General features: G+C 27.7%; 23 protein-coding genes. 17 read left to right on the top strand and 6 right to left on the bottom strand.

Annotation, left to right across the window (positions count from 1 at the left end; translation table 11 throughout):
• Positions 1-3 precede the first annotated feature (3 nt).
• Positions 4-588, bottom strand: a complete 585-nt coding sequence (gene rbr, locus BLS77_RS09005; protein ID WP_089968439.1) for a rubrerythrin — start codon at positions 586-588, stop codon at positions 4-6.
• A 145-nt stretch (positions 589-733) separates the two neighbouring features.
• On the opposite strand from rbr, the gene BLS77_RS09010 reads away from it, so the two are divergent.
• Positions 734-973 carry a hypothetical protein gene (locus BLS77_RS09010; protein ID WP_089968441.1) on the top strand — a complete coding sequence of 80 codons (240 nt, stop codon included), beginning with the start codon at positions 734-736 and terminating at the stop codon, positions 971-973.
• 413 nt (positions 974-1386) lie between these two features.
• Positions 1387-1569, top strand: a complete 183-nt coding sequence (locus BLS77_RS09015) for an alpha/beta-type small acid-soluble spore protein (protein ID WP_089968444.1) — start codon at positions 1387-1389, stop codon at positions 1567-1569.
• Between the two features lie 206 nt (positions 1570-1775).
• Here the strand turns inward: BLS77_RS09015 and BLS77_RS09020 are convergent, their stop codons facing one another.
• Positions 1776-2843, bottom strand: coding sequence for a glycosyltransferase family 2 protein (locus tag BLS77_RS09020; protein WP_089968448.1), 1068 nt, complete (start codon positions 2841-2843; stop codon positions 1776-1778).
• A gap of 249 nt (positions 2844-3092) precedes the next feature.
• Here BLS77_RS09020 and BLS77_RS09025 point away from each other — a divergent pair, with 249 nt between their 5' ends.
• The 8 genes from BLS77_RS09025 to yaaA all read left to right on the top strand — a co-directional run bounded on the left by BLS77_RS09025 (position 3093) and on the right by yaaA (position 13071).
• Entirely contained in the window at positions 3093-3356 is a 264-nt protein-coding gene (locus BLS77_RS09025; RefSeq protein ID WP_089968452.1) for an ATP cone domain-containing protein, read from the top strand.
• Between the two features lie 181 nt (positions 3357-3537).
• A complete protein-coding gene (locus tag BLS77_RS09030; protein ID WP_089968455.1) occupies positions 3538-4671 on the top strand; it encodes a metallophosphoesterase family protein in 1134 nt (377 codons plus the stop codon).
• Complete coding sequence (locus tag BLS77_RS09035) at positions 4661-7408, top strand: AAA family ATPase (RefSeq protein WP_089968458.1); 2748 nt, start codon at positions 4661-4663, stop codon at positions 7406-7408. Before BLS77_RS09030 ends, BLS77_RS09035 begins: the two co-directional genes overlap by 11 nt.
• 77 nt (positions 7409-7485) lie before the next feature.
• Positions 7486-8466 (top strand): metal ABC transporter solute-binding protein, Zn/Mn family, encoded by a 981-nt coding sequence (locus BLS77_RS09040; protein ID WP_089968461.1) that lies wholly within the window; start codon positions 7486-7488, stop codon positions 8464-8466.
• Between the two features lie 277 nt (positions 8467-8743).
• Positions 8744-10549, top strand: a complete 1806-nt coding sequence (locus BLS77_RS09045; protein WP_089968465.1) for a MutS-related protein — start codon at positions 8744-8746, stop codon at positions 10547-10549.
• Between the two features lie 92 nt (positions 10550-10641).
• Positions 10642-11535 carry a 3'-5' exonuclease gene (locus tag BLS77_RS09050; RefSeq protein ID WP_089968468.1) on the top strand — a complete coding sequence of 298 codons (894 nt, stop codon included), beginning with the start codon at positions 10642-10644 and terminating at the stop codon, positions 11533-11535.
• Positions 11536-11701: 166 nt separating this feature from the next.
• Positions 11702-12124: a CBS domain-containing protein gene (locus BLS77_RS09055; RefSeq protein WP_089968471.1), complete on the top strand. Its 423-nt coding sequence runs from the start codon at positions 11702-11704 to the stop codon at positions 12122-12124.
• A 176-nt stretch (positions 12125-12300) separates the two neighbouring features.
• Entirely contained in the window at positions 12301-13071 is a 771-nt protein-coding gene (gene yaaA, locus BLS77_RS09060) for a peroxide stress protein YaaA (protein WP_089968474.1), read from the top strand.
• 106 nt (positions 13072-13177) lie between these two features.
• Here the strand turns inward: yaaA and BLS77_RS09065 are convergent, their stop codons facing one another.
• Genes BLS77_RS09065 through BLS77_RS09075 form a run of 3 tightly spaced genes read right to left on the bottom strand, consistent with a single transcriptional unit; the run spans position 13178 to position 15101 of the window.
• Positions 13178-13837, bottom strand: a complete 660-nt coding sequence (locus BLS77_RS09065) for a DUF1292 domain-containing protein (RefSeq protein WP_089968477.1) — start codon at positions 13835-13837, stop codon at positions 13178-13180.
• 17 nt (positions 13838-13854) lie between these two features.
• Positions 13855-14505, bottom strand: a complete 651-nt coding sequence (locus BLS77_RS09070; RefSeq protein WP_089968479.1) for a PspA/IM30 family protein — start codon at positions 14503-14505, stop codon at positions 13855-13857.
• A gap of 26 nt (positions 14506-14531) precedes the next feature.
• Positions 14532-15101: a hypothetical protein gene (locus BLS77_RS09075; protein WP_089968482.1), complete on the bottom strand. Its 570-nt coding sequence runs from the start codon at positions 15099-15101 to the stop codon at positions 14532-14534.
• 385 nt (positions 15102-15486) lie between these two features.
• Here BLS77_RS09075 and rpsA point away from each other — a divergent pair, with 385 nt between their 5' ends.
• Entirely contained in the window at positions 15487-16632 is a 1146-nt protein-coding gene (gene rpsA, locus BLS77_RS09080) for a 30S ribosomal protein S1 (protein ID WP_089968936.1), read from the top strand.
• 127 nt (positions 16633-16759) lie between these two features.
• On the opposite strand, the gene pyk is transcribed toward rpsA, so the two are convergent.
• Entirely contained in the window at positions 16760-18178 is a 1419-nt protein-coding gene (gene pyk / locus BLS77_RS09085) for a pyruvate kinase (RefSeq protein ID WP_089968485.1), read from the bottom strand.
• Positions 18179-18334: 156 nt separating this feature from the next.
• Between pyk and BLS77_RS09090 the strand changes: the two genes are divergently transcribed.
• The 6 genes from BLS77_RS09090 (at position 18335) to mreC (ending at position 24183) form a co-directional block, all read left to right on the top strand.
• Positions 18335-19786: an aminoacyl-histidine dipeptidase gene (locus BLS77_RS09090; protein ID WP_089968489.1), complete on the top strand. Its 1452-nt coding sequence runs from the start codon at positions 18335-18337 to the stop codon at positions 19784-19786.
• Positions 19787-19943: 157 nt separating this feature from the next.
• Positions 19944-20633 (top strand): SPOR domain-containing protein, encoded by a 690-nt coding sequence (locus BLS77_RS09095; RefSeq protein WP_089968492.1) that lies wholly within the window; start codon positions 19944-19946, stop codon positions 20631-20633.
• Between the two features lie 323 nt (positions 20634-20956).
• Positions 20957-21523 (top strand): Maf-like protein, encoded by a 567-nt coding sequence (locus BLS77_RS09100; RefSeq protein WP_089968495.1) that lies wholly within the window; start codon positions 20957-20959, stop codon positions 21521-21523.
• A gap of 85 nt (positions 21524-21608) precedes the next feature.
• Positions 21609-22298 (top strand): RadC family protein, encoded by a 690-nt coding sequence (radC, locus tag BLS77_RS09105; RefSeq protein WP_089968498.1) that lies wholly within the window; start codon positions 21609-21611, stop codon positions 22296-22298.
• Between the two features lie 17 nt (positions 22299-22315).
• Positions 22316-23335, top strand: a complete 1020-nt coding sequence (locus BLS77_RS09110) for a rod shape-determining protein (RefSeq protein ID WP_089968500.1) — start codon at positions 22316-22318, stop codon at positions 23333-23335.
• Positions 23335-24183, top strand: coding sequence for a rod shape-determining protein MreC (gene mreC, locus BLS77_RS09115; protein WP_089968504.1), 849 nt, complete (start codon positions 23335-23337; stop codon positions 24181-24183). Before BLS77_RS09110 ends, mreC begins: the two co-directional genes overlap by 1 nt.
• The last annotated feature ends 5 nt before the right edge of the window (positions 24184-24188 follow it).

The raw sequence follows: 24188 nt of genomic DNA on the forward strand, positions 1-24188 counted from the left end.
AGTTTAAAAACTATCATTTAATATTTCGTAATAAGACTGAGGATGGCTACATACAGGACATTTTTCTGGAGCTGAAAGCCCTTCAAGTACATATCCACAAAACCTACAAATCCAAATTGATTTTTCATCTTTTTTAAATACCTTATTATTTTGAACATTAGTTGCAAGTCTATCAAATCTTTCTCTATGATGATTTTCAATTTTAGCAATTAAAGTAAAGCTATTAGCTATTTCTGGGAAACCTTCGCTCCTTGCAATGGCTGCAAAGGCTGGATAAACTTCAGAGTGCTCATGAGCCTCAGCTTTTGCAGAACTCTGCAAATTAGCAAGAGTAGCACCTTTTGCTATAGGATAACTAGCATCAATACATAACTCTTCATTATTAAAATCGTTAATTAAATAATTAAAGAATATTTCAGCATGACCTTGTTCATTTTCACCTGTAAGTTTAAAAATATCAGCTATTTGTTCGTAACCTTCATTTTTAGCAACTTCTCCATAGAACATATATCTATTTCTAGCTTGTGATTCTCCAGCAAAAGCTCTAAGTAGATTTTTGGATGTTTCTGTATCTTTTAATGATTTCATTTTAGCACCTCTTATTAAAATATTTTCATTAATAGTATTTACTAATAAAAATATAATATCCCTCAAAATATCGGTAGATTTATTATGATTAAATATGTTTTTAAATGGATATAATCTAAAAGAATAATTAAAAGAGGTGAATAATATGGGGATAATAAAATTACAAATAATTATATTAATAACAATAATTTTAAGTGGAATATTAGGTGGCAAAAAAGGCGCAATAATTTCAGGATTAGTTTGGCTAGTAGCATCAATTATAATGATGCATTCAAATATATTCGCAGTAATACAACTTATTACTGTAACTATTTCATATCAAATATCTTTGTTAGTTGGAATAGGAAGAGATTATTATATAAAAAGAAAAAATATAAAAATATAAAATAATACAGTAGTTAATAAAAAAATAAGTGTTAAGGCTCTGAAAGAAAATAACAAGTCAAAAATTCTGAGAATATTTTATTCTAGGAGAAGAACCATAACTCAAAATATAGCGCGATTTCACTAGTTATTTTAAAAATGTATTAATAACTTTAATTGGAATATTACCCTGCAATTACACAGAATATAAAATAGAACCTGGGTTACAATAATAGCATAAACAAAATAACTTCTTAAAAAGGAAAAAGCATTTAGGAGGGAAATTAATAAGAAAATTAATTTCTAGGTCGTTTTTGTCTAATTTAAGAAATTTGTTTATAGGGCATCTTAAAAATAAATAGCATCTATGCTAATCATATTTAGAGGATTATTTTTGATTGGTGCCTAATACCAAATCCAAAGGAGGAATACATTATGTCAAGTAAAGCATTAGTACCAGAAGCAAAACAAGGGTTAAATACCTTTAAAAATGAAGTTGCTAGAGAAATCGGTGTACCATTTAGTGATTACAATGGCGATTTATCATCAAGACAATGTGGATCCGTAGGTGGAGAAATGGTAAAAAGAATGGTTGAACAATATGAAAGTTCACTCTAGACAATTTAATTAGGGAGCTTAAATAATAGAAATATTAATAAGCTATATCTAATTAAGTTAACAGTTATATTGGAATACCTAAAAACAAAAGTATGGTAAAAATATTAAATTGTTTTTACCATACTTTTGCGTTAAATATTAAATTATTTTTATCATATATTTATATTAAATATATAAGTGAATCTTTTTTGCAGACGTCTTATATCTTAAATTTTATCTTTAAGATAATTACGATTATGAATTATTTTAGGACTATCAGGAATATATTTAGCAGCTTCTTCATTATGATCATTTGCAATATTAAGTTTCCCTATCCGAGAATAGCAAACACAAAGTTGAAGGTGGGGTAGCCAAGTTGAACTAGCATGATTTGTAAAACCTAAATTGTTTTCATCAGGTTTAAGTGTAGTAGCTAATTCATACCAAAAAATAGATTGATTAAATTTTTCCAAACTTAAAAATTTGAAACCTAATTGGCAACAAAAATCAGCTCTAGGCACATCATATTCGAAGGATTTAAAAATATATTTAAATACATTTTCAGTATCGTTTTTATAGTTAAAACAATCAACTAAATTTGAACAAGCATTTTTATTATCTTCAACCCAACCAAGGTTTGTATCTAAAAAAGCTTTATATTGAACTATTGATTCATCTATACGATTATTATCAAAAAGTTCGTTAGCATAATAAAACATATCTCTTGTAGATAATATTTCTCCTTTTGCAATTATAGATTCATATATTTTTAGGTTTCTTCCAATAGAAGATTTTAACTTGCCGTGAATAACACTAAGACCAGAGTTTATAATGTTACCAGAAACATCTAAGTACTCATGAATTACACCAATCCATTTAAAATTATTTGAACGCTTAACTAATCTATTTCTTCTTAAAGAGTTAGTAGTATTACCATTAGAATCTTGAGAAAGTATATAATGCATAGTAACTGAATCTACATCGTTAGCTAAAGTTTCTTTTAGTTTGATTAAATTAGCAAGAGTATCACGAGTAATATAATCATCAGCATCTAACCAAAGTATATAATCCTTAGTTGCATGACTAAAGGCATAGTTTCTAGCTTTAGCAAAATCATCTATCCATGTGAATTTATGAATTTCAGCTCCAAATGCTTTCGCAATTGAGATACTGTTATCAGTACATCCAGTATCTATTATTATAATTTCATCTACTGCATCTCGTACAGATGCAAGACATCTTCCTAAAACTGTTTCCTCATCTTTAACAATAATGCAAAGACTTATAGATATCATTAAAACACCCCATTATTAAATTTTAATTATTATATAGTATATTATTAAATCTAAAATTATTGATTAAATGGTAAGTGAAATATAAAATATTTATTAATAAAATCTGAAAAAGCTATATTGTTAGAGGATATGACCTATATAGAACTGAAAGTATTTACATTGTTTATATATGGATTTTATAGTAGAATAAAAAATATGAAAGAGTATATAAAGTATTTGAAAAAATGAATATAGGAGGTAGGTGAGTTTATGGAAATAATAAAAAAAGATGGGAAATTAGAAAAATTTAATTCAAAGAAAATAAAGACTAGTATTGAAAATTCAGCAAATGAGGCAGGCATAATTTTAAATGAATCTGATTTAATAATGTTAGTTCAAGATATAGAATCTAAATTATTAAAAATAAGAGAAAAACAATTAATTACATCAAGTTATGAAGTTATAGGTGTAGTACTTTCTGTATTAAAGAAAACTGGATTTAAACAAGTCATTAAATCTTACATAAAATTTTAATAATATTAAATGTAAAAAGAAGTTCTTTAATAAGAACTTCTTTTTATTCGTTAGAGAGCTGAAAGAAAAGGTCCTTAGGTGGCTAGTATAAATGAATCCATAAGGTTTAACACTTAAAATTGAAAGAAAAATTTGTTTGTGATAAAATGAGAACAAAAGTTCTGAAGTTGAGGGTGGTTTTATGAAAAAAATTAAAATATTACATTGTGGAGATATGCATTTTGATACTCCATTTAAAGAGTTAAATAGCAAGCTTTCAAGTATAAGTAAAGAAGAATTATTAGAAGTTTTAAGCACAATTATAAATATATGCAAGACTAATTCTGTGGATATAATGTTAATGGCTGGGGATATATTTGATAATCTAACAGTTAATAAAAAAACATTAGCTTTTATTAGGGAACAGTTAGAAAGAATCGAGAATATAAAAGTATTTATTTCACCAGGAAATCATGATCCTTATAACACAAATTCATTTTATAAAATGATAGAATGGCCAAGTAATGTACATGTTTTTAAAAGTGAAATGGAGAAAGTTTATATTGAAAAGTTAGATACTATTGTTTGGGGAGCTGCATTTAATAAACCTCATATAAGAGAGAGTTTATTAAAAGAAGTTAAGGCCCAAACAAATTACATAAACCTAATGGTATTACATGGGGAGATATCACAAAGTGAAGGGGGCAATGTGTATAATCCAATAACATTAAGAGAAATAGGAGAGTCTGGGGTGGATTATTTAGCGTTAGGACATAGACATAGCTATACAGGAATACTAAGAGAGCGTTCTACTTGCTATGCATACTGTGGGTGCCCTCAAGGACGAGGTTTTGATGAAGTTGGTGATAAAGGTGTTATATTAGGTGAAGTTTATAAGGGATCAGTTAATTTAGAGTTCACTAAAACATCTAAAAGAAATTATTATGTAAGAGAAGTTGATATATCTAAGGCATTTAGTAATGAGGAAGTAAAAGCAATTATTTTAAGAGATGTAAAAGAGGAAGATAGGTTAAAAAACTTTTATAAAATAGTTTTAGTAGGTACACTAGAGCCTCATTTAAATTTAAAAGAAGATGTAATATTTGAGAAGTTAAAAGATGAATTTTATTTTATTAAAATAGTGGACAAAACTGAAATTCAAATAGATTTTGATGAAATATCAAAAGATTATTCCTTAAAAGGGATTTTTGCAGCCAAGTTATTAAAAGAATTAGAAGAAAATAAAGATGAAGAGAATATCGAGGTTATAAAAATGGCATTGAAGCTAGGGATACAATGTCTTTCTCAAGAAGAGGTGAATCTTAATGATTATTAAAAAAATTAATATTATAGCATTTGCTGGAATTAGTAACAAAGTTATTGAATTTAAAAGAAATACTAACATTGTTTATGGAGATAATGAGACTGGAAAAAGTACAGTTCAAAGTTTTATTAAAATATGGCTGTATGGTATATCACCAAAAAGAAGTAAAGATTTAAAAAATAATGAAAGATTAAAATACGCTCCTATTACTGGTGAAAAAATAATAGGAGAGCTTTATATAGAGAATGAGGGAATAGAATATATAATTAAGAAATCCTTTGGAGTTACTAAAAAAGAAGATACATGTGAAATATTAGATGCTTTAACTGGTGAAGTAATAAAAAATATACCAAATGATGAACCAGGAAAATATTTTCTTGGGGTTAACGGATCAACATTTGTAAGAACTTTATTTATAAGCCAATTAGGGGTTGTAGTTAACAAGGATAGAGAAGAAGAAATCATGGAGCGTGCAACTAACCTTTTAGGTAGTGGGGAAGAAAAAGTTTCAATTCATAGAGCTATTGAAAAGCTTGAAGGAATAAGAAAATCCTTAACTACTACAAGAAAATCAGGCTCTTTAGATTTAGCAAGGAATAAAATGGTTAGCCTTTTAGAAGAGCGATATGAAGGATATAAGTTATCAGAAGAAAATCTTCATAAAGAAGAAATTGTAATAAACTTAAAAGATAAAAGGTCATTTTTAAGGAAAGAACTTAAAAACCTGGATATATATAAAAAATATATAAAGAAAATTAAACTCCAAAAAGAATATGAAGATATAACTGTGTATTTAAAAAAAAGCGAAGAACTTAAGAAGAAAGAGAGGTATATTGAAGAATCTATTTCTTTAGATGGTGTTATAGATGAAAGTTTAATAAATGATATAAAAGAAGAAAATACTCTTTATTTAAGCCTATTAGATTTAAAAGGGGACGGTGAAGAAGAATTAAAAATAAGTGAAGAAACTTTATGCGAAAAAAGAGAGAAATTCAAGGAGTTATTATTTATAGAAAAGTTAGAACCAGGAGTAAAAGAAAATTTCTTAAGAACAACAATGGAACAGGAATCTTTAAAAGAAAAAATAGGTATATTTGAAAATTTAAGTAATGATATAAAAAACCTTAATGAAGATATAGCTATAAAAAGTAAATCAATAGGAAATGTAATTGAATTTAGAGATGTAAGAATGAATATAGATTCATTGTTAAAAGCGTATGAGGATAAATTAAAAGAGTTAAAATTTAGAATGGAAAATGAGGATGAGCATAAAATAAGTAAAAGTAATGAAAAAGGCTTATTAAATAAATTTAGGAAAAATAAATATATTTTATTTTTAGATATTATTTTAATTATATTAGCTTTAGTTATGTTCAAAGAAAATTTGTGGACAATAATTCCATTAATATTAGTAGCTATTTATTTAGGTAAGAGAACTTTCGAATTAGGAATAGAAGTAAAATCTCTAGAAGAAAAAAATAATAAAACAGTAACATTAGAGAATCTTAATAGAGAAATAGAAGAAATAGAAGAAAAACTATTTAGATATAAAAAGAAAGTAGGAGCAACTACATATGAAGATTTTATAAAAAAGATAAGGTTATTTGATGAGTTTAATTCTTATGAAGAAAAGCAATTAGTTAAAATATCAGAAAAAGAAATACAATTATCGATTATTGATATAAGAAATCTAAAAAGTAACTATAAAATTAATCTAGAAAAGATAGATATGATTCTAGAAATTTCAGATTCTAAAGATGTAAGGGAAGTATTAGAGAAAATAGCAAAATATGAAATTGAAAATAAAGAAGTGCTATCACTGCAAATAGAAGTTAAAAAGAGCAGAGAAGCCATTGATAGGCTTATAAAAGAACTAAGTGTTAGAGAAGAAAGAATAAGAGGAAAGCTTGAGGTTCTGGGGCTACATGATATGGATTTAATAGACATTGAAGAAAGTCTTAGAGAAATTAAAGAAAAGTTAATACAAAGAGAAGAACTAAGGAGAAGTTTACAGTCTATAGAAGAAACTTATAAAGCGTTAACTAAAGGTAAAGACATTGAACATATAAAAGAAGAGTTAAAGGATATAATTAATGAAAATATTAAATATTCTTATACTACTGAAGAAGAAATAGATGAACAAGTGAGTAATAAATCACATGAGCTAATAGAAGCTGAAAAATCTATTAAAGATGTAGAAAATGAAATAAACACTAGGTTTATGGGGAAGAGGCCTATTCCAACTATAGAAGAAGAAATCGGAGCTGTAGAGGAAATTATAAAAAGAGATGATATGAAATTAAAGGCAACTAAATTAGCACAAGAAAAACTGCAAGAAGCATTTAGAGAAGTACGGGGAAACTTTGGACCAGTATTAAATCAAAAAGTATTAGATAATTTTAAAAGATTAACTAATAATAGATATAGTGATGTTATGGTATCAGATTTATATGAAATTAAGGTTAAGAATGATAATAGTATTCTAGCCGGAGAACTTTTAAGTAATGGTGCTAATGATCAACTTTATATTTCTTTAAGGTTAGCATTTATTTCAATGCTTTATAAAGAAGGGGAAGTACCTGTAGTATTAGATGATGCTTTTGTTCAATATGATGACGAAAGAGTAGGTCATATATTGGATATTTTAGAAGAAAACTCCTTTGGACAACTTATTATATTTACTTGCCAACATAGAGAAAAGGAAATATTAGATAAAAAAAATATAGAAAACAATTATATTTTATTATGATATTGACAATAATAATATAGCAAGGTAAAATTATACCAAGGCAAATGCGAATAATTTGCATTTAGAAAGGTGGATATATGAAAAAGAAATTAATAGCAACAGCAATGATAGTATTAGGTTTAGTTACAACTATTGGATGTAGCACTAAAGAAAATAATAATGAAACAGGGAAGTTAAGAGTTGGAGTTACTATAAGCCCTTTAAAGGAATTTGCAGAAATAATAGGTGGGGATAAAGTTGAGGTATTCTCAATTATCCCACAAAATAGTGATCCACATAGTTTTGAACCTAAGCCAAAGGATTTAGCCAGTTTGAATAATAGTGATATATTTGTGTACAACGGATTAAAGATGGAGTCATGGATAGATCCTATTTTAAAACAAATAGAAAATAAAGATGTTGAAATAGTTAATTCAAGTAATGGAGTAGATATAATTGAATTATCTCAAGACGAACATGCTGGTGAAACTGCTGAAGAACATGCAAAGCATGAAGAAGAGGAACATGCAAATGAAACTGCAGAAGAGCATGCAGGACATGATCATGGAACACAGGATCCTCACATTTGGCTAAGCTTAAAACAAGCTACAAAACAAGCAGAAAACATAAAAAATGCATTAGTTTTAAAAGATGAGGCTAATAAGGATTATTATGAAGAAAATTTTCAAAAGCTAAAGAAAGATTTTAATGATACTTATGAAGAGTATGCTGAAAAATTTAAAAACATAAGTAATAAGAATTTTGTTACAGGACATGCTGCCTTTGGATATCTTTGTAGAGATTTTGGACTAACTCAAAATAGTCTAATAGGAATATATGGTGGGGAGGGTGAGATACCACCTGGAGATTTTAAGGAAATACTTGAATATTGTAAAGAAAATAATATCAAAACAATATTTAGTGAATCAGCAGCAAGTAGTAGTCAATCAGAAGCTCTAGCAAGAGATGCAGGGGCTAAAGTTGAAAAAATATATAGCTTAGAAACAAAAGTAGATAATATGTCTTATTTAGAAGGAACTAGATATAACTACGAAAAAATATATGAAGCTCTTAAATAATTAAAACAAAAGGATTCTACATTTAAGTAGGATCCTTTATTTTATATTTTAAGGGAGCTTAAAAACATAACAAGTCAGAATCTTTGACTTGTTATGTTTGTACAGATCACTAAGAATATATAAAAGTTAGGAATCTTTAAAAAAATAATATATAATTAAATTACTTAAGGCATATCCAAATAAATAATAATAGACCAAGTTAATAAAATATTATTTTTTAAAAGTGCCTAAGGAAGAAAAATATGGTAAAATATTGAATGTGAAAGGGGAGGATATTGTGAGTAAAGCAAAATTATATTATGAAGAAAATATAAATGAAAGTAATAAAAGATTAGAAGGATTAAGAGGAATAACAACTGCCCTAGCAATAGTAAGGCTAGTAATAGTTATTTTAGCTATAGTAACAACGTACTTTTTATATGAAAATAGAATATTTGAATATATAATTATAGAATTAGGTTTATATATAGGAGTTTTCATTATTGTAGCTTATTTTCATAATAATAGACTTGAAGAAAAAAGAAAAAATCAAATAATTGTTGATGTTAACGAAAAAGGTCTTAAAAGAATAGATGGAACATGGAGGGAATTTAAAGATAAAGGTGAAGAGTTTTTAGAAGATACTCATGGATTTTCTGGTGATTTAGATGTCTTTGGAGCCAGTTCACTTTTTCAATGGATAAATAGTACTAATACAAAGTTTGGTAGAATAAGTCTTGCTAATATTTTAAAGTTAAATAAAATTCCAAGAAAAGAAGAAATTATAGAAAGACAAAGTGCTATAAAAGAATTATCAGATAAAGTAGATTGGAGACAAAAATTAATAGTAGAATCAACATTTAAAAAGGTATGTAAAGATGATGTAGAAGAATTAATAACTTGGGCTACTGAGAAAAAGAAAGTAGGGTTTGCCCTAAAAGTTATTCCTTATTTATGTATTGCAGTAACACTTGCTGGTATTTTAATAACAATAATGAAAATAATACCCTTTAGTTATTTACTATTGGTATTTATGTTTAATTATTTAGTTGTAAAGATTTTGACTAAGGATTTAGGAGAAATAGTGAATCTTTTTCATAAACATCAAAAGGATATAGAAGCCTATAGTAACTTACTTGGGCTAATTGAAGAAGAGGAGTTTAATAGTGAATTTTTAAAAGATTTAAAATCAAGAATAAATAATAAAGAAAATATAAGTTGTAAAAAAGAAATGAAATCACTAAAGAAGCTTATTGATTGGCTTGGAGATAGTTCTGCAAATGCATATTATCTTTTATTAAATGTTACTATACTTTCAGATACATTCATTATACGAAATTTAGAATCATGGAGAGGGAAAAATGGTAAATATCTAGAAGAATGGCTAAAAGTTATGGGCGAGTTTGAAGCATTATCAAGCATTTCCGGTATTGCCTATAATTTTGAAAGCTTTACCTATCCAGTTATTTTAGATGAAGCAGAAATATACGGAGTAAACATAGGACATCCAATGATAGGTGAAAAAGCTATTAGTAATAGTTTCTCTTTAAAAGGAAAAGAAAAAGTAGCCTTAATTACAGGATCAAACATGTCTGGTAAAAGTACATTTTTAAGGACTATAGGGCTAAATATATTACTAAGTTATATTGGAGCACCAACTTGCAGTGAAAGCTTTAACTGTGGAGCCTTTAATATATATACATGTATGAGAACTAAAGATAATTTAGAAGAGAGTATATCTTCATTCTATGCAGAAATATTAAGAATTAAATATTTAATAGAAGCTGCAAAAAGAGGGGAAAAAGTATTTTTCTTATTAGATGAAATTTTTAAAGGAACTAATTCAATGGATAGACATGAAGGTGCCAAGGTTTTAATAAATCAATTAGTAAATTGTGGTGGAATGGGATTGGTATCAACTCATGATTTAGAATTATGTGAACTTGAAAAAACTAAAAACTGGTTAGTAAATTATAATTTCCAAGAATACTATGATAATAATAAAATAAAATTTGATTATAAATTAAGAGATGGTGGAAGTACAACACGAAATGCAATTCATCTTATGAAACTAGCTGGAATTGATTTTAATGAATATAAATAAAATTTAATCATTTAGAGAAAGTAATTAATGAAATTTATTCAATTTAATGTCATAATATACCTATGAGAGTAAATAGTGAGAGGGTGAGATATTTGGCGTTTATAATAATTGATTTAGAGTTTAATAATTTAAATGGAATAAATAAATATTATCCAGATATATTTAATGATAATCCAGATTTAAAGGATATACAAATCGAAAATGAAATAATAGAAATTGGGGCAATTAAATTAGATAAATATATGAAACCACTAGGAGAGTATAAGGCGTATATAAAGCCGTCTATAATTCCAGTTTTAAACCCAAAAGTTTTAGAAATTACTAAAATTTCAAAAGAAGATTTAGACTCTGGAATTTCATTTGAAGAAGGAATGGACGGCTTAAGAGCTCTTATAGATGAAGATGATATTATATGTTCTTGGGCAAAAGATGATATTATAGAAATAATGAGTAATGCAATATATCATAAATATGAAGATTTAAAATGGTTAAAAAATTATTTGGATATACAAGAATATTCAACTAAGATTCTTGCTCATAAAAATTCATTAAGTTTAAAAAATGCATTAGAAGAATTAAAAATAAGAATCGATCCGAGTAAATTACATGATGCATTAAATGATGCAGTTTATACATCCTATGTCCTTAAGAGAATATATAATTCAAGAATAATAAAAAATTATGTAATTAAAGATATATATAATATGCCGGCTTTAGAAGTTAAAAATTTACAGGAATATAATTTGGATGAAAATAAAGTTAAGGAAATATGTCCTAAATGCAAGGTAGGTTTGGCTATAGAATATCCATTAAAGCCAATAAATTGGAGGTTTCTATCTCTTGGTATATGCCCAAAGTGCAATAGAAAAGTTATTAATGAAGTTGTAATTAAGAAAACATTTAGCGGAGAAGAAGTATATAAAGAAACATCTACTATAGTAAATGAAGTAGAGTATATAAACTACACATATAAAATGTATAAATAAGCGAACTTCAAAAAATACTAGTCAGCTTCTTAACTTGGTAGAAAAAAGAATAATACTTAATAATTTATTAAAATTCACGCTATTTATACTAAAATTATTATGAATATGATAAAATAGATGTATAGTTTAGTAAGATTACTAAATGTAATAGAGGAATGGTGAAATTATGAATATAGCCTTTTTTTTAACACCTAAGAATGAAGTTATTTATGAGTACTTAGATGCTACGATGAGACAAGTTATTGAAAGAATGGAACATCACGGATACACAGCGATTCCTTTAATAGATAAGGAAGGTAAATATGTAGGTACTCTTACAGAGGGCGACTTACTATGGGAGTTGAAAAATACTCCAGATTTAAACTTTAAGAATACTGGGCTAGTAAAAGTGAAGGATATTACAAGACGAGTTAATCATAAATCTGTATTAATAAGTGCAGATGTTGAAAGTCTAATATCACTAGCAACAAATCAAAATTTTGTTCCAGTAGTTGATGATGATGGGATATTTATAGGAATAATTAAAAGAAGTGATATAATTAATTATTGTTATAACCAAATAAAGAGAAATAAAAAAGATATAGTATAAATAAATTATAGAATGCCAAGAGATGTATCTCTTGGCATTTTTCATTAAGGTTTAGAAGAATGGTGACTAGTTATTTATTTGGATATGTCTAAGAGGGATTAATTGAAAATAATTATCGATAGTGATATTATATTTATAAGGGAGATCCCTAAGATATAAAAAAAGGAGGGATTTGAATGTTAATAGTCATTTCACCAGCTAAAACTTTGGAATTTGAAAATATAAATAAAAATTTACCAATGACAAAACCTAGGTTTCTTCAGGATTCTAACCTTATAATGGATGAATTAAAGAAGTTTGATAGCTATAGCATTGCTAAGCTTATGAAAATAAGTAATAAGTTATCTCTTTTAAATAAAGACAGGTTTAAGACTTGGGAAGATACTTTGGAAAATAGTAAGCACTGCTTATTAGCATTTAAAGGAGATGTGTATAGAGGGTTAGATGTAGGAAGTTTTACAGATGAAGAGTTGTTTTATGCAAATGATAATTTAAGAATTTTATCAGGATTATATGGAGTACTTAGACCTTTTGATGGAATAAATCCATATAGATTAGAAATGGGCAGTAAGTTAAAAGTTGGAGAAAATAAAAATCTTTATGAGTTTTGGGAGAATAAATTAAAGAAATCAGTTCATGAAGAACTTAGAAAACATGAGGAAAAAATCTTAATTAATTTAGCTTCAAAAGAATACTTTAAAGCAGTAGAAGCTATTGAAAAAGAAGATGATATAAAAGTTATTACTCCAATGTTTAAAGAGCTTAGAAATGGAGAATATAAAATAATTTCATTGAAAGCTAAAAGGGCAAGAGGCTTAATGAGTAGATATATAATTCAAAATAAAATTAATAATCCAGAAGAATTAAAAGAATTTAATGAAGAAGATTATGAATATAACGAAGAGTTATCAAGCGAAAAGGAATGGATATTCACTAGAATATATTAGCCTTGGAATCTAAAAAATAAATAAATAACTAGTATTATATTTTTAAACTATGATAAGTCAGCAAAAAAAGCCTATGGATTTTCAAATAATCCATAGGCTTAATTTTTTAATAGTCAGATTGTTCAAAGCTCTCTAATACAAAATTAAATTCAGATTCATTTTCTATTTCACCAAAGTTATCTTCAGAAATACCAGGGTAATAATAAAGAATAAACTTATCATCAGTATCCACTATATTTTCGAGAATAATATATAATTTATCTAAACTGCAATCTTCAAGAGTTGCTAAAACTTTATAAGTACTTGCAATTCCTGAGTCGTTATTAGTTAAATCCAAAGTGAAATTATCATGTTTTCTAATGTTAATTTTATTATCAGTACATTTCTTTATAAATGAGCTTGGTTTACAACCCATACAACTTTTAAATTCACATTCACGAACACAATTTAAGCATGTACATTTAGAACAATTTTCAAATTGTTTAAAAGCATCTCTATTAGAAGTTTTATAATCTATTAAAGTGCTAGTAGAATCATCATTTTTAAATAGAGATAGAAATTTAGGCTTTTTTGAATCCTTAAACTCACTATCATCTAATTTTTTTATATAATCTTTAAGAATTGAGATTTTAGAATAATATTTTCTCTTAATTAAAGTTGATTCCTCTAAAAATGGAGAAATTTCGCTTATGGAATAAGTTATATCTGTATAAATCTTACCCCAATAATCTCTTTCTTTATTTATAAAATCTAAATCCTTGCCCATTTTAATACCACCTATTATTAAGAATTTCTATATTTTTCTAATTCTAAGTCTAAATCAACAGTATCTAAAGCCTCAAATTCACTATCAAAAGTATCTACATTACGTAATTCTGATAAACCTTGAGCTAAAGACTCTTTTCTTTGAATTTTTCTTTCAATATTATCTATTTGAATTGTATTTGTTTTAGTTTGAACATTTGCAAGTATTTCATTTACTTGTTTACTAGCTTCAGCAGTGCTATATCTTGCAGCAGCTTCATCTCTGTAGTTTCTAGTTTTAGTAATTTCAGCTTCTAGGGCAGCTAAGTTCTTCTTAAGGGAGTCAGCTTGAATTTTTGAAGCTTCATAGGTAGCTTGTAGTGTTGTAACTTGTTTATCACAATCAACCTTTTTTGCTAAGGCTCTTTTTGCTAAGTCTTCATTACCTTTTGACATAGCAAGTTTAACTTTGCTATCAAAATCTTCAGCAGATCTTACTGCATTATCCATCTTTTTCTTAATTTCATGAACGTTACCAAGTACTTGAGCTGAATTTAATTTTGCTTTACTTAATTGTTCTTCCATATCCCTAACCTTTTGATCTAATAATTCAATTGGATTCTCCATTTCATCCAAAGTATCATTCACCTTTCCTTTAATCATGTTTGACATTCTTGTAAAAATTCCCATTGATAAAACCTCCTAAAATTTTTAATTTAATATTTTCTCTTACGTAAATAAATTTTAATTCCAATTGCTAATACTATAAAAATAATTAATATTATAAAAATACTACTAAAAGATACGCCAGTATTGTGGCCAAAGAACATCATTGGAGATCTTCCAAATCCTCCTCTACTATAGGTAGGGGAGCTTCCTGAGCTATAATTGCTGCCACCTTTAGTTGTATCTTCAGAATCTTGTTTTTTATCTTTATCCTTATCTTTAGAAGTTGAAAATGATCCAGATTTGAAACCTTTTGAGCTACTCTCTTTTCCTTTAGTAGTTTCTGAGAAACTACTGGATTTGTATCCACCAGAACCACTAGTAGATTCTTTAGTAGAACTGCTTTTTGAGTTCTTGTTAAAAGAACCACTCTTAAAGCTGCTAGAAGATTTTTTTGTACTAGATTTACCACCACTAGATTTTGCGGATACAGTTACTTCTCCCTTAGTGAATGTGTCAAAAATAGAGATAGTATCTAATACAAAACTAGAAGTTAGAAAAATGAAAGTTAATAAAAATATTAATATTAACTTTTTTCTACACCGCTTAATAGGATTCACCCCCTGGAGAAATAGTATACTTATATATTATAGTAAAAAATAGAGTTTATCAAAGTCCATTTTAGATTGTTTACATCCATTTGAAGTTAAAAATAGATGTTAGCTTAAAGTAAATAGAAATATCGTTTGATATCTCCTGTTTAATAGTTAAATCAAACCTTTTAAAGGTTATGAATAACTATTTTACAAATACATAAATATTTCCTTTATTATACCATAGGTTTAGTTAAACAAATAAGTTAATAAATTAATAATACTTTTCAATACTTGTAAAAAAGTAAAAATTATCTTAAAATTATAAGTAGTAAAGTTAGGGAGATAAAATAATCTGACTAGTTATTTTTGAAGATCCCTTAAATAGTCATAATGATGAGGAGTGAATATAATTATGAATGAAATTCAAGAAGTATCAATGAATGATTTATTAAGTGAATTTGATGTAAAAAGAATAAATAAAGGTGACATATTAAATGGGGAAGTTATAAACGTATCGGAAAAAGAAGTATCTGTAAATATTAATTATGCTTTTGACGGCGTTATTAGTAGAGAAGAGTTAACAGCAACAGGAGAAAATCCATTAGATGTTATTTCTAGCGGAGATAAAATCCAAGTTTATGTTATTTCACCTAATGATGGAGAAGGCTATGTTGTTCTTTCTAGAAAAAGAGCTTTATCTATTGTTGAAAAAGAAGAGTTAGTAGAAGCTTTTAAAAATGAAAAAATTATTACTGTTAAAGTAAAAGAAGAAGTTAAGGGTGGATTAGTGGCGTATTATGGAGAGACTAGAATATTTATTCCAGCTTCACTTGCATCAAGAGAAAGAATAGTTTTAAAAGAATTAGAAGGAAAAGATTTAGAAGTTAAATTAACAGAAGTTGATTTTAAAAATAGAAGAATAGTTGCTTCAAGAAGAATATTAGAAGATGCCCAGTATCAAATAGACAAGAAAAAGATATGGGAAACTATAAAACCAGGGGAAAAGAGAACTGGTGAAGTTAAGAAAATTATTAGAGTAGGAGCTATTGTTGATATCGGAGGAGTTACTGGACTTATTCATATTAGTGATTTGGCTTGGGGAAAAGTTAATAGAGTTGAAGATATTGTAAATGTTGGAGATAGTGTTGAGGTATTTATTGGAAATGTAGATGAAGATAAGGAAAGAATTTCATTAATATTAAAAGATGTAAATAGTGATCCATGGACAGTAAATGCAGATGCATGTAAAATTGGAGCTACTTTAGAAGGTAAAGTTACTAATTTATTAGCTTTTGGAGCTTTTGTAGAGGTGTTTCCTGGAGTTGAAGGTCTTGTACATTTATCAGAAATATGTGATGACCACATATCAAAGCCAGATGACGTTTTAAAAGCAGGACAAATTGTTAAAGTTAAAGTACTTAAGGTAAATAAAGAAGATAAAAAATTATCTTTAAGTATTAAAGAGTGTGAGGAAAAATCAAAAGAATATCTTCAGTATAATGATGAAGAAGATGGTGTTTCTTTAGGAGAATTATTCAAGGGAATGTTTAATTAAAGGCTATAAAAAATAATAGACTAGCAAATTGGTTTAGTATTTTTTGAAAGTGCCTAATATAGAAATTCGAAAATACCCTGTAAAGTTATAAATACATACTTAACAGGGTATTTTTTAATATCTAAATTTAAATTTTTTCTATTTTAAGCATATTTGTTCCGCCGTTTTGAGTTGTTGGCATTCCGGCAGCTATTATAATATCATCACCTTCCTTAGCAAAGGATGAGCCTTTAGCAACTTTTTTTCCTTCAGTTATAATTTCGTCAGTTGTATTAAACATTTCACAAAGTAGTGGAAATACACCGAAATTTAAGGAAAGTCCACGTCTTACTTCGTCATGAGGAGTAATGGCGATTATAGGGCATTTAGGTCTATATTTAGAAATTAATTTTGCAGTAGCGCCGCTATTGGTTGCAGCTACAATGGCTTTAGTATTAAGTAAATTAGAAGTTCTACAAGCTGAGTAGCTTATTGCTTCAGAAAATGCATCTAAAGCAGGTTCTTTTAACCTTTTATTTAAGTAGTTATAATCAAGATTATCTTCTGTTTCTATGGATATTTTAGACATAGTTTTTGCAGCATCAAGTGGGTAATTACCACTAGCGCTTTCTCCGCTTAGCATAATTGCATCTGTTCCATCAAAAATAGCATTGCAAATATCACATGCTTCAGCTCTTGTTGGCAATGAATTTCTTATCATTGAATCAAGCATTTGAGTTGCAGTAATAACTATTTTACCTGCCTCATTACATTTTCTGATAATACTTTTTTGTATTATAGGAACTCTTTCTATTGGAATTTCAACACCCATATCACCTCTAGCTACCATAATAGCATCAGAAACTGCAATAATTGAATCTATGTTGTTAACGCCTTCGTGGTTTTCTATTTTAGCTATTACTTGTATAGAGTCACCGCCATTAGCCTTTAATACTTTTCTAACGTCATCAATATCGGATGCTTTTCTAATAAAAGAAGCAGCTATGAAATCTACGCCGTTTTGACATCCAAAGACTAAATCTTCTTTATCTTTTTCTGTAATTGAAGGAAGGTTTATTTTTACGTTTGGAACATTAACACCTTTATGGTTTTGAATCATTCCACCGATTATAGTTGTGCAATGAATTTCTTTTCCTATAACCTCAGTTATTTGGAATTTTAATAAACCGTCATCTACTAATATATTTCCACCAACTGAAACATCTTTATAAAGCTCTTCGTAGGATATGGAACATTTATTAGTATTACCTAAAATTTCACTTCCACAAATAAAGATAAATTCATCTCCTTGTTTAACTTCCACGCCATCATTTATAAAATTATGAGTTCTGATTTTAGGTCCTTTTATATCCAGAATAATAGCAGTTGGTGAATTAAGATCGGATCTAACCTTTTTTATCAAATCTATCTTCTCTTTATGAGTTTCATGAGTACCATGAGAAAAGTTTAATCTTGCGGCACTCATACCGATTTTAATGAATTCTCTTAAAGTTTCTTCATTATCACTAGCAGGACCGATTGTAAAAATCATTTTAGTTTTTTGCATAATAAACACCTCTCTAATTTATTTTGTTAAAAATTGAAAATAAAAAATAATCTGAATATTTGAAATGTGAAATGGAATTTAAGTATTATATATACTATGATATACTAAACTTAATATAATAATTCTAGCATAAAATAAAGAGAGGAAGAGAGAAATATGAAAATTTTACAAAATGTTGAACCTAAAATAGTGTTTTCTTATTTTGAAGAAATATCACAAATACCAAGAGGCTCAGGAAATGAGAAGGCTATAAGTGATTATCTTGTTAAATTTGCAAAAAAATTAAATTTAGAGGTTATTCAAGATGAAGTTTTAAACGTAATAATTAAAAAGCCAGGAACTAAGGGCTATGAAAACTCAAAAACTGTTATTATTCAAGGTCATATGGATATGGTCTGTGAAAAAAATAAAGGAACAAATCATGATTTTGAAAAAGATTCTCTTAAGTTAAGAGTTGTAGGAGATAATGTTTATGCAACAGACACTACACTTGGAGCAGATAATGGGATAGCGGTAGCTTATGGATTAGCATTAGTAGCTTCAAATGATATTCCACATCCACCATTAGAAATACTAATAACAACTGATGAGGAAACAGGAATGTCAGGGGCTATGGGAGTATCAAAAAAACACATAGATGGCGAATTGTTAATAAACCTTGATAATGAAGAAGAAGGTCAATTATTAGTAAGTTGTGCTGGTGGAATAAGAGCTAAATCTTCAGTTTATATAGAGTTAGAAAATAATATTGATAAAATTATTATTGAACTAATAATAAGAGGTTTAAAAGGTGGTCATTCAGGTATAGAAATCCATAAAGAAAGAGGAAATTCTAATAAAATTATGGGAAGAATATTAAAAGATATGTCATCTAAAATTGATTTTAATATACAATCAATAAATGGTGGATCAAAGGATAATGCTATTCCAAGAGAAATGGATGCATTAATAGCAATAAAATCTTCAGACTTGCAAAAGGTTAAAGAAATAGTAGCTAATTGGGAAACTGTATTATTAAATGAGTTAAAAACTCAAGATCCAGAGATCGAGATTGGATGTATAGTAGTAGAAGATTTATCAAAAAAAATATTTACAAAAGAATGTACTAAAAAAGTTGTAGAACTTTTATATTTATATCCAAATGGAGTTAATACAAGAAGTGTTGAGATTGAAGGGTTAGTAGAAAGCTCGATAAATCTTGGAGTAGTAACTACTTTTGAAGATGCAGTTAGATTTGATAGTGCTATAAGAAGTTCAGTTGCATCATTAAAAGAAGAAATAATATTAAAAGTAAAGACTATAACAGAATTAGTAGGAGCAAATTTTGAAACAACAGCTGGGTATCCAGAATGGCAATATAATAGAGAGTCAAAGCTAAGAGATATTTGTCAAAAAGTTCATACTAACATGTATGGGAAAAAAGCAGAAATTGCGGCAATACATGCAGGCGTAGAATGTGGACTATTTAATGAAAGATTAGGTGGATTAGATATGATAAGTTTTGGCCCTAACCTATATGATGTTCATACACCACAAGAACATATGAGTATTTCATCGGTAGAAAGCATTTGGAAATATCTAAAGGCAGTTTTAAAAGAATTAAAATAATACAGATAAACTCCATCCATTTTTTATGGATGGTTTTTTTTATGGATGTTTTTTTTATTACATAATGAATATTATTGTACTCTACAGAATATATATTATTAGGTGTCTAAGTAAACTTTTAAAAAAATATATTACATGGAAATAGGGGGAGAATAAAGTGAGATACACAAAATATCAGTACAAGAAAAAAAGTAATGGAATAAATTTTCTAACATCTGTGGTAATGATGATATTAGGAGCAGGAGCCATTGGTCTTATTGTTGGCACGATGATATTTAATACTGTATGGGGCAATAAATTAATGAAAATTGGAGGAACAAGTCAAGAGGTTGTGGCTGATGAAACAGTGAAAAAAGAAGCTTTCGAATCGGTACAATGTGGATATTTTTCTAAAGAAGAAAATGCAAATAAAGTATTAGAAAGTTTAGGTAAAAGCTATAATTCTTTTGTAGTTAAAGATGAAGAGAAATTTAGAGTTTTAGCAGGGGTATTTACTGGAGAAGAGGGAGATAAAGCTTTAAAGGAATTAAAAGATAAAGGAATTGAAGCTGCTAAAGTAAAATTTACTCTTGATGAAGAAGATAAAGTACAAGAGCAAATCAGTGCTATTTCAGATGGATATTTTAAAATAGTAACAACACTTAAAAATAATGAAGTTAAAGCTGTTAGCACAAGTGAGTTTAAAGGTTGGACAAAAGAATTGCCTGAAATAACTGAAGGTGATAAAAAGGAAATTATTGGACAGTTTAAAAAGCATATTGAAGAATTACCAAGTGAACTAAAAAAAGAAAATTTAACTGATGAATTAAAATATATTTATACAATACTTATTAATTTTAAGAGATAGAAAATAATCCTTTAATATAAATCTACTTATTTAATTAATGATATTATCATAAATTAAATTAAGTAGATTATTTTTTTATATAAGTTAGAGAACTTCAAAAAAATACCAAAAATATTACAAATAAATAAAATTTGTATAAAGAATGGCAAAGATACTTGTGTGGCTTTATATAAAATGATAAACTATATAAGATATAGGTAGTAGGTATAAAGGTCATTGCAACCTTTAATCTTCAGATTATGACAGTCTGAAAAAAAATATTATAATGTGTAGAATGCACATTTTTGGGCAATATATAATATAGATAGGTAGGATGTGATAATTTGAAATATATTTTAGCATCAGCATCAGAAAGAAGACAAGAACTATTACATAGGATAGTAAATGATTTTGATATAATAATAAGTAATTTTGATGAGGATTCAGTTAGAGTAGGAAAAAATGTAGAAGAATACGTTATAGAAATTGCAGAAGGCAAAGCAATAGATGTAATAAAAAATATTAATGAAGATGCAGTAGTAATAGCTGCGGACACAATTGTTACTCTAGATAATAAAATTCTTGGAAAACCAAAAGATGAAAATCATGCTTTTGAAATGTTAAAGTTATTAAGTGGTAAAACTCATAGAGTTTATTCCGCGGTAGTTGTAATTAACACTAAGAATAAAAAAGTTGAAAAAAAATGTCTTTATACAGAGGTTAAGTTTTCGGAAATAACTGATGAAGAAATAAAACAATACATAGAAACTAGAGAGCCTTTAGATAAAGCAGGATCATATGGAATTCAAGGCTACGGTGGTATATTTGTTGAAAAAATTAACGGATGCTATTATAATGTGGTAGGATTACCATTGAATAGTCTTAATAAAATGATAAAAAATGTCATATGAGATGCTTCATTAGAAAAGCTACATTAATGTCACCAAGTCTAGAGGGAAAATAGGGATGGGGTATATTTAAACAAGGAGTAACTTTATGAATAATAATGTTAGGATAAGTGATATACCAGAAAATGAAAGACCTATAGAAAAAATGTTAATTAATGGACCTGAGGGACTAAATAATGCTGAATTGTTAGCAGTAATATTAAGGACAGGTGTAAGAGGTGAAAATGTAGTTGCACTAAGTACTAGATTACTGGCAGAGGTAGAGGGTTTAGATGGATTGTTAAAAAGTGATTATGCTGAAATGACCAATATCAAAGGAATAAAGAAGATTAAAGCAAGTCAATTAATTGCGATGATGGAACTTTTTAAAAGATTTAAAACCTTAAGGGCTCAAAATCAAAATTATAAGATATCTTCTCCAAAAGATATTGCAGATATGTTAATGAATGAAATGTCAGATTTAAACCAAGAGGTTTTAAAACTAATAATGCTAAATACTAAAAATAACGTAATTGGTATTAAAGATGTTTTTAAAGGAAGTTTAAACACTTCAATAGTACATCCAAGAGAAATATTTAGTGAAGCTGTAAAGCGAAATAGTGCTAACATAATTATTTGTCATAATCATCCATCCGGAGATCCAACACCTAGTAAAGAAGATATAAATATAACCATAAGAATTAAAGACTGTGGCAGCATTATGGGAATTAATTTATTAGATCATATAATAATAGGAAATACAAAATTTGTAAGTTTGAAAGAAAAAGGAATCATATAATAGAAAGGGGAATTCACATGGGATTTTTCAGTAGTAATAAAGATATGGGTATAGATTTAGGAACAGCAAATACTTTAGTATTTGTAAAAGGTAAAGGTATAGTTTTAAGTGAACCTTCAGTTGTGGCAATAAATACTACAACTAGAAAACTTTTAGCAGTAGGGGCAGAGGCAAAATTAATGATAGGAAGAACTCCTGGAAATATAGTAGCTATAAGACCGTTAAAAGATGGAGTAATAGCTGATTTTGATATAGCTCAAACAATGCTTAAAAAATTAATAGAAAAAGTAACAAGTAAGAGTGCTTTCACAAGCCCAAGAATAATAGTATGTTATCCATCAGGGGTTACAGAAGTTGAAAGAAGAGCTATTGAAGACGCAGCTAAGTTTGCTGGAGCAAGAGATGTTGTTTTAATGGAAGAACCAATGGCAGCAGCTATAGGAGCAGGTCTTCCAGTTGCAGAACCAACAGGAAGTATGATTGTTGATATCGGTGGAGGTACAACGGAAGTAGCTATAATTTCACTTGGTGGAATTGTTACTAGTAAGTCGTTAAGAGTTGCTGGAGACGAATTAGATCAATCAATTATTGCTTATGTTAAAAAAGAATTTAATTTATTAATAGGTGAAAGAACATCAGAACAAATCAAAATGGAAATAGGTTCAGCTTATAAAACAGAAGAAGAAAACATTGAGATGGAAATAAAAGGAAGAGATATGATTACTGGATTACCTAAAATAGTGGTAATAACAGAAGATCAAATAAGAGATGCATTAAAAGATCCGGTAATAGCTATTGTAGAGGCTATTAAAACAACATTAGAAAGAACTCCACCAGAACTTGCATCAGACATAATGGATAAAGGAATAATGCTAACGGGTGGAGGCGCTTTATTAAAGGGATTGGATCAACTTATAAGAAACGAAACAAATATGCCTGTTCATATTGCAGAATCACCACTTGATTGTGTAGTACTTGGAGCAGGAAAGGCGCTAGAAAATTTTGATGAGTTAAATAGGAGTCAAAGAGGTCAATAATGAAGATTTTTAAAAATAAACTGGCAGTTACTATAATAGTACTGTCAGTTGCCTTTTTTGGCATAATTATTTATACTATAAAAAGTGATCAAAAGGGTGCAATATCAGGTGGCGCAGGTACTGTAGTAAGTCCTTTGCAGAAAATTGTTTATGGAGCAAATAGTAAATTAAAAGGATTTGCAGACTTTTTATTAAATTTTTCTGAAGTAAAAGCGGAAAATAAAAGTCTAACAAGTTCTAATATTGAATTAGAAAATAAATTATTAGAGTATAATAATTTAAAAGAAGAAAATGAACGTCTTAGAGAGGTTTTCAAATTAACTGAAAGTAAAGATAATTACACTTATTTAGGGTGTAATATTATAGGCGACAGTGGTGGAAACTTTCTAGATGGATATACTATAGATAAAGGTGAAAAAAATGGAATCACAAAGGACATGATTGTGATATCAGCTAAGGGGTTAGTAGGTCAAGTAATTTCAACAGGAAGCAATTGGAGTATAGTAGAAACCTTAACAAGTCCTAATATATCAGTTGCGATAATGGTTGATAGTACAAGAGATTCAACTGGGATTTTAAAAGGGTATAAAGATAAAAAAAATAATAATATAGTTAAAGTTGAAAATATTCTTCTAGATTCTAAAATCAAAGAAGGCGATGTAATAATGACCTCAGGCCTTGGAATGATTTACCCTAAGGAAATAAGAATTGGTGAGGTTATGTCAGTTGAAACTGATAATGTTAAGGTTATGAAAAGTGCAATAATTAAACCTTATGTAGACTTTAATAAGTTAGAAGAATTATTTGTTGTTATTCCTAGTGAAACAAGGGATATTAAATATGATTAAGAGGT

The sequence above is a fragment of the Clostridium gasigenes genome, from assembly GCF_900104115.1.
In the GTDB taxonomy this organism is placed as follows: domain Bacteria; phylum Bacillota; class Clostridia; order Clostridiales; family Clostridiaceae; genus Clostridium; species Clostridium gasigenes.

Coding starts and splice junctions, on each gene's coding strand:
- rbr (WP_089968439.1), bottom strand. CDS start 588: ATGAAATCATTAAAAGATACAGAAACATCCAAAAATCTACTTAGAGCT.
- BLS77_RS09010 (WP_089968441.1), top strand. CDS start 734: ATGGGGATAATAAAATTACAAATAATTATATTAATAACAATAATTTTA.
- BLS77_RS09015 (WP_089968444.1), top strand. CDS start 1,387: ATGTCAAGTAAAGCATTAGTACCAGAAGCAAAACAAGGGTTAAATACC.
- BLS77_RS09020 (WP_089968448.1), bottom strand. CDS start 2,843: ATGATATCTATAAGTCTTTGCATTATTGTTAAAGATGAGGAAACAGTT.
- BLS77_RS09025 (WP_089968452.1), top strand. CDS start 3,093: ATGGAAATAATAAAAAAAGATGGGAAATTAGAAAAATTTAATTCAAAG.
- BLS77_RS09030 (WP_089968455.1), top strand. CDS start 3,538: ATGAAAAAAATTAAAATATTACATTGTGGAGATATGCATTTTGATACT.
- BLS77_RS09035 (WP_089968458.1), top strand. CDS start 4,661: ATGATTATTAAAAAAATTAATATTATAGCATTTGCTGGAATTAGTAAC.
- BLS77_RS09040 (WP_089968461.1), top strand. CDS start 7,486: ATGAAAAAGAAATTAATAGCAACAGCAATGATAGTATTAGGTTTAGTT.
- BLS77_RS09055 (WP_089968471.1), top strand. CDS start 11,702: ATGAATATAGCCTTTTTTTTAACACCTAAGAATGAAGTTATTTATGAG.
- yaaA (WP_089968474.1), top strand. CDS start 12,301: ATGTTAATAGTCATTTCACCAGCTAAAACTTTGGAATTTGAAAATATA.
- BLS77_RS09065 (WP_089968477.1), bottom strand. CDS start 13,837: ATGGGCAAGGATTTAGATTTTATAAATAAAGAAAGAGATTATTGGGGT.
- BLS77_RS09070 (WP_089968479.1), bottom strand. CDS start 14,505: ATGGGAATTTTTACAAGAATGTCAAACATGATTAAAGGAAAGGTGAAT.
- pyk (WP_089968485.1), bottom strand. CDS start 18,178: ATGCAAAAAACTAAAATGATTTTTACAATCGGTCCTGCTAGTGATAAT.
- BLS77_RS09090 (WP_089968489.1), top strand. CDS start 18,335: ATGAAAATTTTACAAAATGTTGAACCTAAAATAGTGTTTTCTTATTTT.
- radC (WP_089968498.1), top strand. CDS start 21,609: ATGAATAATAATGTTAGGATAAGTGATATACCAGAAAATGAAAGACCT.
- BLS77_RS09110 (WP_089968500.1), top strand. CDS start 22,316: ATGGGATTTTTCAGTAGTAATAAAGATATGGGTATAGATTTAGGAACA.
- mreC (WP_089968504.1), top strand. CDS start 23,335: ATGAAGATTTTTAAAAATAAACTGGCAGTTACTATAATAGTACTGTCA.